Genomic DNA, 17,220 nt, shown 5'->3' with positions numbered 1-17,220 from the left:
TTGACATGTCTCCGATCAATTACCGATTATCGATGGGGCTTGCTCCATGCGCAAAAAATGAGAATATCGCCCTCATTTTTTGAGAAGCCATAGACGACAACGCTGGCTATAATCAGGTGATAAAGCTTTCACGTAATTGGGGAGGAATCCGATATGACGAAATGGATTGGACTGAGAGACATTGTTCGGGAGGAAATAAAGCAGCGCGGCGAGGAAGGCTGCGACGTAGCAGGCTTCACAGAACGACTGGAAGCAGCCGGCATGGATGAAGCTCCGATTATGGAGGTATATCGTGCATTAATGGCTCTTGAGCCAAGCACGGATTTTAAATATATCGAGCCATCGGACTTGGAAGCGATTCGCGCAGAACGCCCAGAAGGGCCGCGCGTTATGGACAAAAACTGGGTTGACGCTGAATGGCAAAACAAGTTTTATGGCGCTTGGCTCGGCCGCGCGGCCGGTTGCGCACTGGGCAAGCCGCTGGAGGCTCCATCCTTCATGCAGGGCTCAGGGGGCAGACCCGGCTGGCACAATATTAAGCTTTGGTTCGAAGGCGCCGGACAATGGCCGATTCGCCACTATACACCGGGTGAATCGACTGCCGAGGCTCAATATGGCATCGAGATTGCCCGCTGGAGCAGTCTGGCCAGCTGCCGGGAAAATATCCGCTTCATGGAAACAGATGATGATATCCGTTACACAGTGCTTGGCCTGCTTATGCTTGAGGAGCGCGGCCTTGATTTTAACTCCTGGGATGTCGGCAAGCTGTGGCACCGTCGTCTGTCATTCGGCCAAGTATTCACTGCTGAAGCACAAACATACTTGAATTTTGCCCGAGTCACTTCGCATATTAGCGGCGATCAGCCCGATGATTGGGAGAAGCATATCCATTGGGGACGTTCCTATTTGAACCCCTTCCGCGAATGGATTGGCGCTCAAATCCGCGTTGACGGCTATGCCTACGGCGCTGCCGGCCAGCCCCAGCTTGCAGCTGAGCTTGCTTGGCGAGATGCCTCCTTCTCCCATGTGAAGAATGGCATTTACGGCGCCATGTTCTGCTCTGCTATGATTGCTGCCGCATTCGTTGAGAGCGATGTGAAGCGGATCGTTGAGATCGGGTTGAGTGAAATTCCGCAGCACAGCCGTCTGGCGGAAGACATTGCGCTGGCGGTCCAAATTGCCGAGGATACACCAGATCAACTGGAACTGGTCGAAAAAATTTGGGAGGCCTTTAAACACTATAACTGTGTTCATACCAATAATAATGCTGCATTATGCGCAGCTGCGCTCATTCATTCCGGCGGCGATTTTGAAAAAGGTATTACTACAGCCGTGCTCGGCGGCTGGGACACCGATTGCAATGGCGCCACCGTCGGTTCCATTCTTGGCGCATCGCTCGGAGCGGCAGCGCTGCCTGAGACCTGGATCACGCCTCTAAACGATACTTTGTATGCGGAAGTCAGCGGCTTCCACCCGATTGCTATCTCAGAATGTGCTCGTAGAAGCTATAATGTTTTCCGAAAATTGCAGCAGTAAACAGCAGAACAACGTTCTGCGAAAGCTCTCCATTCAACGATTATTTTCTTAACAATTGCTGTTGGCCAGCAGCTGGCGCACCGTCTGCTCGACCAGACTTTCATGCATCGAGGCATTGTACTGCAAATGGTCGCGATAGCGAACAAACAGACAATAATGCCGTTCGCGGGCACGGTTCAAAATGCGCCAGCGCTCCTCCAATTGGCGGCAGAAGCTGTCCGGCTCCGAATCTTCGATGAAAAACAGCACATTCGGGCAGGCCAATTCTGCGGCTTCATCTAATTGTTCCGTTACGAGCACAGTGATTTCCTGTACGGAATCCGGAGATGAAATATGCAGATCTTCATAGAAGACATCCCTCAGCTTCCGCCATTTGGTGCCGAATACCCGGTAACGTTCCGGCTCCGGCCATGCCATGACGAGCAGCAGCGGCTCATCGCCCAAATGCCGGCGCACATGATGGCGGGCATTGTCGACCTTCAAATCATAGTAAGCCAGCCAGCGCTCGGCCACCGAGGAAAGACCCAGCAGCTCGGCAATTTCCACAAAGCGCTCTTTCCAGGAGTAGCTTTTCCACGCTAGTATGACGGTCGGGGCAATATCGGACAACGCAGCGATAATATGCTCATCCGCCGGTCCGGTAATGATCAGCTCCGGCTCTGCTGCCCGAATGGCGGCCAGCCCTTCTTCCGCCTGTTCCGTCCATGCGGCTTTCAGCGACATCATCGGCGTAATGCCCAGCGCCTCCAGATCACCATTGAATACGCGGCATAAAGTAACGATTTTCTTCTGGGCCAGACCGGCAAATTCCGTTGGCGCCATGCCGAGATGCTTTTTGAACAAGCGGCTAAAATAATATTCATCCGTATAGCCGAGCGAATGGGCAACCTCAATGATTGGCATCATTGAGCTGGCCAGCATGGAGAGTGAAGCATCCAACCGGACCTTCGTGATGAATTTGTGCGGACTTAAGCCCGTATAACGGCGAAACGCTTGATAAAACTTGCTGCTGCTTGTCCCAGACTGCAGAGCCAGCTTCTCTATGTCCATCGGCTGCTGGAATTGCTCCACCATATAGCGCCTGGTCTGCTCTACATAAGCAAGCAAATCCTCTTCCGGCTCCTTTGGATGATGTACAGCGGACAACATCGCCGCCGTCATTGCATACAGATAGGCTTGCAATTGATAAAAGGTCACCGTATCCAGCTCGGAAGCATCATTCAAAAAATCCTGTATCCAGTTGCGGATTTGCGGCATGCGGAAGACGGTAAGCCTGCGTGCAGGCTCCTTTACATTTTCTCCGTCTCCGGCCGCCAGCTTTTTATCCTTAATCGCTTCCTTGCTGTAGCGAATAATGATCAGATGCGTCTCATATTTGGCCACGCTTTGCATATAACAACGGCAGCCTGCCGGCACATGAAACAATTCGCCGCCTAGCACTTTTCCGCTTCGCTCGTTTTCTCCGTCTGCTAGCGTTACCCGCACGCCTTCTTTCAGCGCAAAACAGAAGGCTTCTTCAGCCTGTGCCGGAATGTCTGCGCTCAACCCGCTCTCGATGCGCACTTCCTCTGTATATTGATAAGTGAGTGAGAACGGGGAATCTTCATATGCTCGACTCATCCTTAGGCGCCCCTTTTAATTCAGTTGTCTGCTCAGCTTCTTCCATTAACTCCATCATAGTGAAAGTTCATTTTGACTGTCAACTTGGCAAAAAAATATAAGGCCGGCTCCAGGCGGATTTATTCAACCCGCTCTGCGAGCCGGCCTCAGCTATTACTTGATCGCTGCGCCAACCTCTTTCACCATTTCGCTCATCGACGCCAATCCGCCGCCGGACAGATACCAGTAGTTCGGATCCAGGTAAATGATTTTGCCGTCTTTGGATGCATTCGTATTTTTCACCAGATCGTTCTCGATCGTTTGCTGTGCAGTCTCGCCGCCTTCGCTTTGTACAACTGCGCTGCGGTCAATGACAAACAAGAAATCCGGGTTTTTCTCGGCGATATATTCGCTCGTTACACTCATGCCATGTGTGGATACTTCAATATTGTCATCCGAAGGAGCAACGCCCAGCACATCATGGATCAAGCCGAAACGGGAGCCTTTGCCGTATGCGCTCATTTTGCCGGCATTGGTCAATACAATCAGACCCTTTTTGCCGCTTGCTTCATAAGCTTCGCGCACAGTGGCGATTTCGTCATCCAGCTTCGCCAGCTCCGCTTCTACTTCTGACTGCTTTTCAAAAATCAGGCCAAGGTTTTTCATATTTTCAACAAAAGAATCGTAGTAGTTCGCTGTATCTACGCCCATAAAGATCGTTGGCGCAATTTTGTTCAACTCATCGTATGCCTCGGAGGAACGTCCCGAGATGAAAATTACGTCTGGCTTCAAAGCGTTAAGCTTTTCAAAATCTGGCTCAAACAGCGTGCCGGCGTTCGTGTACTCATCACCTGAATATTTTTTCAGATATGCAGGCAGACCGTCACGGGGAGCTGCTGCCACCGGCACTCCCAATACATCAAGCGTATCCAGTACACCGGAGTCAAAGACGACAACCTTTTCCGGTTTTTTGTCCAATGGTGCTTCGCCAAGTTTATGCTTAATTGTCATCGGCCATGCCTGGGAGGCTTCACCGTTCCCGTTGTTTGCAGCATTCTCTTTACCTGTTGCATTGTTGGCCGATGCTGAGCCGGTAATCTTATTGCCTTTATCGGCAGGCGCAGGGTTGTTAGCTTCTTTGGAACCGCAGGCCGCCAGAACAGCAACCAGTAAAATAGATAGCAATACTAAAGAAATTTTTGCTTTCATAGTGTCCACCTTTTCTTTTAGATTATTCTATATATTATTACTATAGTGCGTTGGCTCGTCGTACGCACAAGCGTCGGCGCTCTAAGTAAAATACACGCATATTTTTTTGCCTTGCACTTGCTCGATATGAATATCCATATCGTACACTTCCTTCAAGACCGCCGAATCGATAATGTCCTCCGTCGGCCCCTCCCGGATAATGCGCCCGCCCTTCAGGGCGACGATATAATCCGAATAACAGGAAGCAAAGTTAATGTCGTGAATAACGATAATGACCGTTTTGCCCAACTCATCGACCAGACGGCGCAGCACCTTCATAATTTGCACCGAATGCTTCATGTCCAAATTGTTCAGCGGCTCATCGAGCAGCACATATTCGGTATTTTGCGCAATGACCATGGCGATGAAGGCCCGCTGGTTTTGACCGCCGCTAAGCTGATCCAAATATTTGTCCTGCATATCGGTCAATTCCATATAGGCAATGGCTTCATCTACATACTTCCAGTCTTCCTTCGTCAGTCTGCCCTGCGAATACGGAAAGCGGCCAAAGCTGACCAGTTCCCTTACCGTCAGACGGACGTTGATATGATTGGATTGCTTCAAAATCGATATTTTCTTCGCTAAGTCGCCGCTCTTGCTCTTCGATACGTCCTGACCGTCAATCGTCACTTCACCGCTGTCTTTGGCAATCAGGCGGCTGATGATCGAGAGCAGCGTGCTTTTGCCGGCTCCGTTCGGCCCGATGAACGATGTAATTTTGCCCCGCTCAATCTGTACCGAGACGTTATCGATGACTTTTTTGTTACCATATTGCTTCGTCACATTACGGACTACGACCACGATTTGTTCTCCTTCAGTACAAGATAGATGAAGTAAACTCCACCGATAAAGTTAATGATGACTGCGAGCGTAGTTGAGAAGGTAAAGACTCGCTCAACGATCAGCTGCCCGCCCAGCAGGGCGACGATGCTAATGAGCATAGCGGTCGGGATAAGCAGCCGATGGCGAAAGGTGCGTATATATTGATAGGTGACATTGACAACCAGCAGTCCGAGAAACGTAATCGGCCCTACCAAGGCCGTCGATACCGCCACGAGCACTGATACGACCAGCAGCATCCGCTTGACGACAAAATCGTAATCGATGCCAAGATTGACCGCATGATCCTTGCCCAGTGACAAAACATCCAAATATTTGGCATAGCGCATAAAATAGGCGATCGCCGCGGCGATGAGAATAATTCCGATAATAAGCAACTCAGTTTTTACATTATTAAAGCTGGCAAACATTTTGTTCTGCACTGTAAAAAACTCATTCGGGTCGGTCAGCATCTGCATAAACGAAGCAATATTCGAGAAAAAAGTACCGAATATAATGCCGACCAGCAATAAGAAGTAAATATTGCTCCCCTCTCGCTTGAACAAAATCTTATACAAGACGCCAGCGAATAACACCATCAAGCCGACAGAAAGCAAAAAATGCAGATTTTTATTCATCATCGTCAGCGTCATCGAGCCAAAGGCAAAAACGATTACGGTTTGAATGAGCAAATAAAGCGAATCCAGCCCGATAATACTCGGCGTCAAAATACGGTTGTTCGTTATCGTCTGGAACACCAGCGTCGAAAAGGCAATCGCGCCGCCGGTCAAAATGATGGCGAGTATTTTTTTGCCTCTGCGCGGCAGCACATAATCCCAGTTGCCGCCGGCATCAATGGTCAAAAAGACAATGACAAGCACGATTGCAGCAGCAGCCAGCAGGCCAATTTTCATTTTATAACCCATATGACTTTCTCCTCATGAGCAAGTACAGGAATATGCCGCTTCCGATTACACCGACTGTAAGCCCAATCGAAATTTCATACGGAAATATGATGATCCTGCCCAAGATATCGCAAAAGATAAGGAACACTGCGCCAAGCAATGCCGTATGCGGCAAATTCTTTTTCAGATGATCGCCCTGGTACAACGTAACGATGTTCGGGATGATCAAGCCGAGAAACGGAATATTGCCGACCGTCAAAATGACGACTGCCGATACAAGCGCTACGATAACAAGCCCCAAATTGACGACCGTCTTGTAATTCAGCCCCAGGTTGACCGCGAATTCCTCGCCCATCCCGGCAACGGTGAATTTGTTGGCAAAAATATAGGCAAGCACGACCAGCGGGACGCTGACATACAGCATCTCGTAGCGCCCTTTCAAAATCATCGAAAAGTCGCCGTGCAGCCATGCGGACAAGCTTTGAATCAGATCGTATTTGTATGCAAAAAACGTAGTAATGGAGCCCACTACATTCCCGAACATCAAGCCTACCAGCGGAATGAAGATCGAATCTTTATATTTGACCTTATCCAGTATTTTCATGAAGAGAAAGGTTCCGGCCAGCGCAAATACGAATGCTACAGCAATCTTCGTCAGCGGCGTAGCCGAGGCAAACATCAGCACGGCAACGAGCAGGCCCAGACTGGCGGAATCCATTGTCCCCGCTGTCGTGGGCGAGACGAACTTATTGCGGCTGAGCTGCTGCATAATAAGACCGACGACGCTCATGCTCACGCCTGCAATGATCAGACTGATCAGACGCGGAATGCGACTGATAATCAATGTCTGTTGCTGCTCGGCCGACAAGCTGAAAAGATCCAGCGGCGAGATATCCTTCACGCCAATAAATACGGAGCACACCGACAATAGGATGAGCGCCGTCCACAAATAGCTTATTCTCATGACCCGTCCTTCAATCCCTGTTATAATATGTACTCCAATTGAGTATCAGCAAACCTTGTTGTTGATAATGATTATCATTACCTTCTATAATACTACCGATATTTCCGGCTACTTGAATGGACTTTTCTATTTTTAGCATGGATTTTTCTGTAGAATGTCTTCCGGGTCGATGCTTTGTCACAATGGCGGGCAGGGCTGGACCTATCATCAATCCCTTGATGAACCTTGTAGCGGACCCGTTCCACCCGGCAGTTGCAGCCCGCCCGTTCTTCCAGCAGGCGGCGTCCGTAACTTCCGGCAGCCAAATGACCGGTAAGCAGAATAGTGTTTCGCCCGTCACCGCGCAATTTGCCATAATACCACTGGTCGTGAGCCGGCGCCTTATTCCCTGTTATTCCCACACCAGCTTTACAATTTATCAATGAAATGCACGAACTGTTTTTACAAACTTTTATTATTATTTTTCATGTTGCCAGGCCGTGTGTGCGGCCGTTGCTTACATACAAGTTTGTATCGTGCCATTCTATGTAAATTGTGAAATGAGGGAAACTACCATGAAAAAAAGACGAACCCCCTTGATCGGCGGCTCAATGGCTGTACTGATGCTGTCTCAAGCGCTATCCATCACCCCTGCCCAGGCTGAGCCATCCGCTCCGGCAGAAGGGAAATGGCTGACCGGCGAGTACCATGTCCATACGGTGCAATCAAGCGATGCATCCGAACCGTTCATGAAGCTGGAAAATATATTGAATGCGGCATTCCGCGAAGACCTGGAGCAGCTGCCTCCGGAGGCCATTGCTTCCTTGAACTTCGGCGCGCCGTTCGACTTCCTTATGCTATCCGACCATTTGCGCAACTCTCCTCGCGACCCTGGCGGCAACGATAAGCCGACTGCCAGATGGGAAGCGATTCGCGATCAGCAGGCGACGCTGAAGCAGCTGCAGGAAGCCGGAAAATTTGCCGGAAAGATCATTTATTCCGGTTTTGAGTGGGATATGATGGGACTGGACCATGGTTCAGTCGGCATTATTGATTCATCCAATGATGAGGTGCCGGTCGAAGCGATCCGCCAATTTGAATGGCTGTACAGCTATGACACCAGCAAGGATCAGTTTCACGGCAATGAGGAAGAGCTGTGGGGACCGAGACTGAGCAAGGATGAGCTGAAGCTCAATAAGGATAAAACGTTTGAGGCAATCGCTTGGCTGAACCAAAACTATCCGAAAAGCTTTGTACTGCCGAACCATCCTTCCCGCCATAACGGAAGCGATACCGGCGTCGTACGGATTGAAGACCTTCGCAAGATGAATGACATTGCGCCTGATATCGTCTTCGGCATGGAAGGAATGCCGGGCAACCATATGGCGGGAGGCGAGAACCGCTCTGAGATGATCGACATTTACGGCGGAGCGGACGTGATGATTGCCGAGGTCGGGGGAATCTGGGATTCCTTGCTCGGTGAGGGACGGCGCTTCTGGAACTTTGCAAATTCGGATTTTCATTTCAAAGTCAGCAGCAACCGCAACTATTCCAGCGGCTATTGGCCCAGCGAATTTTCCCAGAACTATGTCTGGGTCAATGGCGATAAATTCAAAGATGTCGCAGAAGGCATGCGTTCCGGCAAATCCTTCGCCGTGTACGGCCATCTTATTGACGCGCTGGATTTTAAAGCAAGCGCCAAAGACGGGCAAGCCGAAATGGGCGGACAACTGCAAGTGACCGAGGGAGACAATACGACGATCACCATTCGCTTCAAGAGCCCTGACCACAATAACTACGCTCCTATTAGCGACCATCAGACTGCTGTAACGAACAACGTTCAAGTCGACCATATTGATTTGATTTCCGGTGAAGTGACAGGCAAGCTGGACGAAAGCGAATATGCGGACACAACAAATGAAACCACAAAGGTCGTAAAACGATTTACGAAGGCGGATTGGGGCAAGCCTGATGCAGACGGCTATTATACGATTACTTATACCGTACCAGCGGATAAGAACCGCTACTATCGTTTGCGCGGGACGAACTTGGGCACCGACGTTGTAAACTATACGGAAAATGGCGAGCCGCTGATGGATCAGCCTTATAAGCCTGGCGATGCGCCTGAATCCGGGCAGAATGAAGATCGCTTCAACTTTATTAACGACCGGAACTATACAGGCTTGTGGTTCTATTCGAATCCGATCTTTGTTAACGTAACGGAGCTGAGCGATGAGCAGGCTGTAGCGGATACGATCGCGAAAATTACTGCGCAGCTGGCAGATACGAGTGACGTAACCGCCTCCTTCACCCTGCCGTCCGAAGGACTGCATGGCGCCGCCATCCAATGGAAGAGTAGCGATGAGCGTACGCTAACAATCGATCAGGATAAGGCGGTCGTCACCCGCCCGTCCAGCGGATCGAACGATGCGCGCATTACATTGACCGCGACGGTAACCCGGGGCGGCAAAAGCGCGGACAAGGACTTCACCGTCATTGTCAAAGCGCTGCCGTCCGATAATTCCAACAACGGTTCATCCGGCTATCCTTGGCCGATTCCGGTTCCGTCCAAGCCTGGCGTTACAGTCTTAGGCGATGGCGGTACGACAAAAACGAATGATGACGGAAGCGTCTCGATTATTGCTGACCAAGGCTACCGGATTAAAGATGTGACGGTTAACGGCGTTTCCAAAGGCCAGCTTGCCGTTCTTAAGGATTTAAAATCAACGGATACCGTCGTCGTTACCTTTGAGAAAATAACGACCGAACCGAGGCCTGAGCCGGAGAAGCCTACTGTCCCATCAGCTGGCTTTACGGATGTTGGCAATCATTGGGCGGCTTCTGCTATTGACTTTGTTGTGAGCAGCGGGCTGTTCACAGGCACATCCGGCACCACCTTTAGCCCGAACGGCCAAATGACTCGCGGGATGTTTGTCACTGTGCTGCACCGTTTAGCGGGCAAGCCTGCTGGCGACAGCTCAGCCCGCTTCGACGATACGGATGCTAATGCCTACTATTATGATGCTGTTGCATGGGCAAGCAGCCACGGTATTGTGAACGGCATCAGCAGCAGCAAATTTGCGCCTGATGCGCTCATTACCCGCGAGCAGCTGGCGCTTATCCTGTTCAACTATGCCAAAAATGCCGATTATGATCTCAGCGCTGCGCAATCACTTTCCGGATTTGCAGACAAACAGCTTGTTTCCTCATGGGCTGCCAAAGCTATGGAGTGGGCTGTCGGCAGCAAACTTTTGATCGGTAGCGGCAGCAGCAAGCTTAAGCCGCAGGATACAGCTACTCGTGCCGAAGTGGCCATGGTCATGGAACGTCTGGTACGCAGCAGCAAGGAATAGCAGCAATAAGCTGACAAAAAAACGGCTGCGGGGGCCCAAAGGACTCCCGCAGCCTGACGTTGCTGGTGCGGTTCATTCTCTGCGGCCGCTTATGCGTATGCCCGCACTTCAATAATTTCCGCAAACTTGCCGCCGTTGACCGACTCCACCACCACACGCAGCTTTGTCGTCGTCACGGTTTCATCCAGCATGTGAATCTGATGCCGCTTGCGATTGTCCTGCAGTGCCGCTACCGTAACCCACTCGCCGGCAACCTCGGCCTCGATCCGGTAATTGCGCACCAGCTCCGGAATGACATCGAACGGCGTGCGATGATGATGCAAATTGATCAAATCTTCGTTGACATCGTCGTTGAACTTCAGCCAGATCGAACGCACGCTCACTTCCCGCTCCCAGCTCAGCTCCAGCCATTCTTCCTTGCCCGCTTGCAGCGCGGCGGAAGACCACATATGCGGTCCGGCATAAGGGCGGATATAGCCGTCGGTCGCCTTTTCCGGCGCATAAGCGGCCGTTGGCGCCGTCAGCCGCAGGCAGACCCCTTTGCGCGCGAAGGGGCGCATCGCCCATTGCACGACAGGCTGATCGGGCTGATGATCCTCCAGATTCGAGGAAACCCGCGGCTTATCGCCTTTCAGGAAAGCCATCACGCCCGTATACTGCTCCGACAGGCCGATCGCCAGATGCTCATTCGCTTTAATGATAATGATCGCATTTTGCGGCGTATCCGGCGTCCAGCTCACGTCCAGCTTCACCCACTGCTTGCCCGGCTCCTTCACCTCTGCCGACGCCGCGGACAGCATCGTATGCGGTACATAATTTTCGCCGCGCCCGGTATGCCACAGCTCCACTTCCACCTTAGTCGCTGCCGCTGCTTCGACCAGCAGCTCCACGCCGTCAAGGCCCGGGTCGGCGGGAACAAGGACAGCTACGTCTCTGCTCAGAGCAAAACTGCCGATCTGCTCTTCAATCGCCAGATGCGTCATCGTACTGGAAGCACATACCTTCGCTTGCCGCGCCAAATCCAGCTCATCTTCATTGCATAAACCGACAATGGAAGAATCGTGCTTCAGCATCAGCTGCTGCAATTCTTTCATATGATTGTGATGCAGCTCGCGCGGCGTCACTTTCTTCTGCGCACTAAGCGCCGCCCCGAAGCCGGCCGCTTCGCCTATTACAGCGCAAGTTGCCATAACGCGGGTCGTGCCGAAAGCAACGTGCGAAGCACTGATGTTGCGGCCGGCCATCAGCATATTGCGGACATTGGCCGAATAGAGCGAACGGAACGGAATATGATAGATGCCGTCAGCATGCAAATGCTTCGAACCGCTCTCCGTCGAATAGACCCCTTGCGGCGGATGCAAATCGATCGACCAGCCGCCGTAAGCAACCCGGTCATCAAACTCCATCTGCGCAAGAATATCATTCTGATTGAGCACATAATCGCCGACAAAACGGCGGTACTCCCGCTTGCCCGGCACGGTGCCGACCCATTCCAGCGTCATATTATCGGCGTCGAATTTGCCGGAATTTTTAATATAGTCCCAAATGCCGTAGATGACCGCCCACAGCTCGTCGCGAATCCGCTCATTGTCGTGCACGATGTCATGCTCGCCGCCCCACTCAATCCACCAATAGGCGCAGCCGTTGTCGCCGCTGCGAATGACGCGATTGACGGGAATTGAGGTTTTCGTAATATCAATGGCAAAGCTGGGCGGAATATATTTGACGGGCTGTCCCAGATCCTTCGTATAGAAAAGGATCGTGCTGCCGAGTGTAATATCATCGGCTATCTCCGGCGCCCAATCTTCATTATATTCCGCTTTCGCCTCGCGGCCGAGCCGGTAGCGCGCGCCGGCCATAAAGCCGACCAGCCCGTCACCCGTACAATCGATATAAACTTGGCTTTCATAGCGGATGCGCCGCTCCGACCCCATCATCCAGCCGGTAACGGAACGAATAACCCGATTTTCCTCGTCCCCATCGGCCTCTACTTCATGTACATCTGTATTCAAATATAAAGTAATATTTTTTTCAGCCTTAACTGCTTCCAGTACGACCAGGTCCCAGTAATACGGATTTCCTTCCGGGTTCGTATACTGATTTTCGACAAACAGCTCACCCATAATGCCAGTTTCACGCGCATAGCGATTAATGCCATGCCCCGTCGCTCCGCATACCCACACGCGGACCTCGCTGCTGGAATTGCCGCCCAGCACCGGCCGGTTTTGCACCAGCGATACCGTCTGTCCAGCTCTGGCCGCTGCAATCGCCGCACATACGCCCGCCAGACCGCCGCCAATTACCGTTACCTCTGTCTGCACAACTTCGTATTTCACCGCAAGGCACTCCTTTATGATATAATTATATCCGTAATTTCATCATACACCCCATAAAATACAAATAACATGCACCTTATTGCAAACATATATATCCGTTATTTCATCAAATAAAGGAGATGCGAAGACGATGGAAAATGATCGTTTCCCGCTGCTGAAAAGCCATGTCTACTGGCATCATAAAAAACAGTTCGCGCTGGAGCGCGACAGCTACAGCGATTGGACGATGTTTGCCGTCGAGTCCGGCAAATTCAGCTTTGCCATCGGCGATTATGAGGGCATTGCCGGCTCCGGCGAGCTCGTGCTCTGTCCTCCGCACACCTGGTTTTACCGCAAAACAGTCGAACCGCTTTCCTTTCATGTGCTGCAGTTCGAGTGGAACGGCTTCCCGGACATGCCACCCGGTTTATGGCTGTTCGCCGACAAAGAGCGGTTGCTCTCCAGCCTGACTTATTTGAACAAAATATCCGCCCTTGCAGACTGGACAGCGGAAGCGGTCTTATCCGGCAAGCAGCATCTGCTTAATGATCTGTGGCAAATGATCCACATCGAGCGGGCGATGAAGGAGCAGCCGGCCGTCGTTGAACCCGAGCCCCCCATCGATGTCGATCCGCGCATCCGGGAGGCGCAGCAATACTTGACCGCGCATGCGCATGAACCGGTCAATATGCGAAAGCTCGCCGGTACAATCGGGCTTACTCCCGTTCAACTTACGCGCGGATTCCGGGCAGCCTACTTCGTTACGCCGCTTGAATATATGACTGCGCTCCGCCTTGACCGGGCGGCGCGCTTGCTGGAAGAGACGTCGTTCAGCATCGACAGGATCGCCCAGCTATGCGGCTACGAAAACGGCTTCTACCTCAGCCGTCTATTTACGCGCAAGCGGGGGATCAATCCTTCCGCTTACCGCCGCAGCCGCCAGGTGTAGCCTGGCAGAGCAGCATGAAGCCCCCGCCCCACTTTTCAGTAGGGACGAAGGCCTCACCAGATTACTGTATATATCCCAGCGCCTTTAATTGCTGCTCGGCAGAATCAAGGAAGACGCGATAGTTCATCGAGCTTTCCAGCGTTTTCAAAAAGTCATCATATTGTTCAATAGGCCGCTTGCCGTAAATAAACTTGGTCAGCTCTTCTCCAATGTATCGGGATGCATCGGCGCTGTTGAAGCCATCGGGGGGATCAATAAAGCCGCCATACGAATCAACACGCGGTTCATTATCCGCAAACTCAATAAATTCCTTTTGCTTGGCAAACTTAACCTGCAAATATTCCATCTCCGGCCGGCCGGTGAACTGGTACAGCCAGAAATACGCCCCTTCCTTGCTCAGCAGCTCTGTCGGCACGACCTTGCCGCCCTCCATATTGAAGTGCGAGCCTTCCACGCCATACTGAACAAGATTGGCCCCTTCCGTCGATACATAATTGAGCAGCTCGATCATTTTGTCCAGCTTTTCCGGATCCTTCTCCAGCGATTTTGGCAGCGCGTTCAGGCCGGGAGTCATCCCGACATCCCATGCGCTGGCGTATGCGCCGCCAGGCCCCTCCACCGCTTTCACCGGAATCCATTCCGCATTCGGATTGACCGCTTTGATCTGCTCAACAAACTGCTCCTTCGTCATATTCGGCCAGTCGATATAGATGATGCCGGACTGCCCCTTGATCGCTTTTTCGTGATGCTGCAGGCCGGTATTAGCCATAATTTCCGGATCAACGACGCCTGCGGCAATCATTTCTTTAATATACGCCAAGGCATCCTTCATACTGGGGTCATACAGGGAATTGACCATTTTGCCATCTTTCATATAGATTACCGGTCCCCCATCAAAGCCGATGCCAAAGGCGCCGAAGACGGTATTGAAGGTTTGTATTCCCGCTCCAGTCAGTCCAAAAGTGTCCTTCTTGCCGTTGCCATCCGGATCGCCTGTCGTAAAGGCTTTAGCTACCGCGAGCAGCTCATCCAGGTTTTTCGGCACATCAAGCTGCAGACGGTCCAGCCAATCCTTGCGAATCCAGAAAGTGTTGTACGGAATTTGCGGCGACTTGGCGATCGCATACACTTTGCCGTTCATTGTCCCTTTCTTCAAGCTCTCTTCTCCGATAAAATCAATCGTCGGCTTGAGCTTGTCGAGATAAGGCGTCAGATCAAGCAGCAGACCTTGCTCGGAAAATTGTTTCATTTGCTGGCGATCAAGCCGGAACAGATCAGGGAAGTTTGCGGAAGCCATCCGCACATTCAATTGATTGCGATAGTCATCCCCTGAGGCATAAACGGTCAAATTCATCTCGATGCCGAGCGCTTTATCCAGCTCCTGCTTAATGATATCCTGATCAGGCGACGGCAGGCCGTTGCCTGGCTCAATGACCTCGATTTTGATCGGTTTTCCTGCATCATTCTTATTCTTGCCGCCGGCATTGTTTTCCGGCTTTTTCTCTTGAACACCCTCCCCGGCTCCAGCAGTTAAACCGTTGCCGTCCCCCGTACTTCCACATCCAGCCATCAAACCAGCTATCGCCAGAACAACCATAAATTTTGTAATGATGCTTTTATTTCTCATCGCCTGCAACCCCTCTCATCCATTTCATTATGTGAATCCGTCGATTGAATCTACATGATGACGCCCTGCAGTGCGCTCATCAATAGCAGACAATCGCTGCGGCATTCAGCCTTTCACCGATCCAAGCAGCATCCCTTTCGTAAAATGCTTCTGAATAAACGGATACACGAGAATAATAGGCAAGCTCGCCGTTATGACGGATGCCATTTGCATCGTCTCTGTCGGCAGCATGTTTTCAACATTTTCCAGCGGTTGCTGCGTCATCATCAGTATTTCACGAATAATGACCTGTAGTGGGAACAATGAACGATCGGTCACAAACATAATCGCCTGAAAAAACTCATTCCAGTGGCCAACCATATAGAACAGGCCAATAGTCAGCATCGACGGCATCGATAACGGTACAACAATTTGCAGCAGCACACGCCATTCCTTTGCCCCGTCAATTCTCGCCGACTCAAACAGCTCCTCCGGCATCCCTTCATAGAAGCTTTTCATAATGAGTACATTGAAGCTCCAAATCGCATTCGGCAAAATCATCGACCATACCGAATCGAGCAAGCCTAATGATTTCACAATCAAATAAGTTGGGATAATGCCTCCACTGAACAGCATCGTAAACAAAATCATCAGCAGCACCAGACTGCGGCCCGGCATGGACTTGCGGCTAAGCGGATACGCTAGCAGGGCCGTTAATATGAGATTGACGGCTGTGCCGACAACGGTAATAAATACCGTCACCCACATCGCCCGCAAAATGCCCGTTTGCGAAAAAAGCTGTTCATAGGCGGAAAACGTTACTGTTTTTGGAATAAGAATAAAGCCGCCGTTTTTCATCACTTCTGAGATTGGTGTGATCGACACGCTGACGACATACATAAGCGGCAATATTGCAGCCAGCGCCGAAAGACCAAGCACCAGATAGACAATACCGTTCACAACGCGGTCTTCCCAGCTTTTTACCATATACCCTCGCCCCATTTCTTGGCTAAATGATTGGAGCCGAGTACGAGGACAAGGCCAATGAGCGACTTGAACAATCCGACAGCTGCACCAAGACTGAAATTAAGCTGCTGCAGGCCATTGCGGAACACCCATGTATCCAAAATATCGGACACTTCATACACCTGAATATTGTACAAAATGTAGATCTGATCGAATCCGGCATCCATAATATGACCGAGCTTCAATATAAGCAGCAAGACGATGACATTGCGAATGCCTGGCAAAGTAATATGCCAAACCATGCGCAGCCGTCCTGCACCATCCACCTTGGCCGCTTCATATAGCGTCGGATCGATGCCAGTCATTGCCGCCAAATAAATGATCGCTCCCCAGCCGAGATCCTTCCAAATTTCCGAACCGACTAATATCGAACGGAAATAATCGGTTGAGGTTAGGAACGGAATCGAGGTCAGACCCGCTTCTTCAATCCAGCGATTAAGCAAACCAGAGGTTTGCGACATTAAAGCAAGCAAAATGCCGTAAATGATAACCCAGGATAAAAAATGCGGCATATACGTGAGCGTCTGCACCACTGTCTTAAACCATCGCACCCGGCATTCATTGAACAGCAGCGCCATTAAAATTGGCGGTATAATACCGAAAATCAGCTTATAAAAGCTAATTACAACCGTGTTCGTCAACAGCTGAGAAAAGTAAGGCGAGTTATAAAATTGCTCAAAATATTTATACCACGGATCGGCCCAACTGCTGCCAAGCATGCCGTCCAGCATACTGTAGTCCTTGAAGGCAATCACCACGCCGTACATCGGCAAATAACGGAACAAAATAAAATACACAATACCGGGCAGCATCATCAAATAAAAAGCGCGATATGCCCACATCCGTTTGCCAAGCTGCCTTGGCGGCGGCTTTACTTCCCCGGTCACAGGGACGGGGACTGTCGCTGCCCTCTCCATTTCC

General features: G+C 51.1%; 12 protein-coding genes. 3 read left to right on the top strand and 9 right to left on the bottom strand.

What is annotated here, in order from left to right:
- The first annotated feature begins 153 nt into the window (after window positions 1–153).
- The gene (locus tag ACFQ0N_RS32615; RefSeq protein ID WP_379334296.1) at window positions 154–1,536 is read left to right on the top strand and encodes an ADP-ribosylglycohydrolase family protein; all 1,383 of its coding nucleotides are present in this window, start codon (window positions 154–156) and stop codon (window positions 1,534–1,536) included.
- A gap of 48 nt (window positions 1,537–1,584) precedes the next feature.
- Here the strand turns inward: ACFQ0N_RS32615 and ACFQ0N_RS32610 are convergent, their stop codons facing one another.
- The 5 genes from ACFQ0N_RS32610 to ACFQ0N_RS32590 form a co-directional block, all read right to left on the bottom strand.
- Window positions 1,585–3,156 (bottom strand): helix-turn-helix domain-containing protein, encoded by a 1,572-nt coding sequence (locus ACFQ0N_RS32610; protein WP_379334295.1) that lies wholly within the window; start codon window positions 3,154–3,156, stop codon window positions 1,585–1,587.
- A 153-nt stretch (window positions 3,157–3,309) separates the two neighbouring features.
- Window positions 3,310–4,344 (bottom strand): siderophore ABC transporter substrate-binding protein, encoded by a 1,035-nt coding sequence (locus ACFQ0N_RS32605; RefSeq protein ID WP_379334294.1) that lies wholly within the window; start codon window positions 4,342–4,344, stop codon window positions 3,310–3,312.
- A gap of 81 nt (window positions 4,345–4,425) precedes the next feature.
- Entirely contained in the window at window positions 4,426–5,184 is a 759-nt protein-coding gene (locus tag ACFQ0N_RS32600; protein WP_379334293.1) for an iron ABC transporter ATP-binding protein, read from the bottom strand.
- Complete coding sequence (locus tag ACFQ0N_RS32595; protein WP_379334292.1) at window positions 5,175–6,128, bottom strand: iron chelate uptake ABC transporter family permease subunit; 954 nt, start codon at window positions 6,126–6,128, stop codon at window positions 5,175–5,177. The genes ACFQ0N_RS32600 and ACFQ0N_RS32595 overlap by 10 nt, the downstream gene beginning before the upstream one ends.
- On the bottom strand, window positions 6,118–7,071 hold the full coding sequence (locus ACFQ0N_RS32590) for an ABC transporter permease (protein ID WP_379334291.1): 954 nt from the start codon (window positions 7,069–7,071) through the stop codon (window positions 6,118–6,120). Before ACFQ0N_RS32590 ends, ACFQ0N_RS32595 begins: the two co-directional genes overlap by 11 nt.
- 554 nt (window positions 7,072–7,625) lie before the next feature.
- Here ACFQ0N_RS32590 and ACFQ0N_RS32585 point away from each other — a divergent pair.
- The gene (locus tag ACFQ0N_RS32585) at window positions 7,626–10,403 is read left to right on the top strand and encodes an S-layer homology domain-containing protein (RefSeq protein ID WP_379334290.1); all 2,778 of its coding nucleotides are present in this window, start codon (window positions 7,626–7,628) and stop codon (window positions 10,401–10,403) included.
- Between the two features lie 89 nt (window positions 10,404–10,492).
- Here ACFQ0N_RS32585 and ACFQ0N_RS32580 read toward each other — a convergent pair whose 3' ends face one another.
- Window positions 10,493–12,739, bottom strand: coding sequence for an FAD-dependent oxidoreductase (locus ACFQ0N_RS32580; RefSeq protein WP_379334289.1), 2,247 nt, complete (start codon window positions 12,737–12,739; stop codon window positions 10,493–10,495).
- Between the two features lie 130 nt (window positions 12,740–12,869).
- Between ACFQ0N_RS32580 and ACFQ0N_RS32575 the strand changes: the two genes are divergently transcribed.
- Window positions 12,870–13,667, top strand: coding sequence for a helix-turn-helix domain-containing protein (locus tag ACFQ0N_RS32575; RefSeq protein ID WP_379334288.1), 798 nt, complete (start codon window positions 12,870–12,872; stop codon window positions 13,665–13,667).
- Between the two features lie 61 nt (window positions 13,668–13,728).
- Here ACFQ0N_RS32575 and ACFQ0N_RS32570 read toward each other — a convergent pair whose 3' ends face one another.
- The 3 genes from ACFQ0N_RS32570 to ACFQ0N_RS32560 all read right to left on the bottom strand — a co-directional run bounded on the left by ACFQ0N_RS32570 (window position 13,729) and on the right by ACFQ0N_RS32560 (window position 17,216).
- Window positions 13,729–15,294 carry an extracellular solute-binding protein gene (locus ACFQ0N_RS32570; protein WP_379334287.1) on the bottom strand — a complete coding sequence of 522 codons (1,566 nt, stop codon included), beginning with the start codon at window positions 15,292–15,294 and terminating at the stop codon, window positions 13,729–13,731.
- Window positions 15,295–15,399: 105 nt separating this feature from the next.
- A complete protein-coding gene (locus ACFQ0N_RS32565) occupies window positions 15,400–16,260 on the bottom strand; it encodes a carbohydrate ABC transporter permease (RefSeq protein WP_379334286.1) in 861 nt (286 codons plus the stop codon).
- Window positions 16,254–17,216, bottom strand: a complete 963-nt coding sequence (locus ACFQ0N_RS32560) for an ABC transporter permease (RefSeq protein ID WP_379334285.1) — start codon at window positions 17,214–17,216, stop codon at window positions 16,254–16,256. Before ACFQ0N_RS32560 ends, ACFQ0N_RS32565 begins: the two co-directional genes overlap by 7 nt.
- Window positions 17,217–17,220: the final 4 nt, after the last annotated feature.

The sequence above is a fragment of the Paenibacillus sp. GCM10027626 genome (assembly GCF_042676285.1).
Classification (GTDB): domain Bacteria; phylum Bacillota; class Bacilli; order Paenibacillales; family Paenibacillaceae; genus Paenibacillus_Z.
The sequence above is the reverse complement of the archived record's forward strand: the minus strand, read 5'-3'. Positions and strand labels throughout refer to the sequence as shown.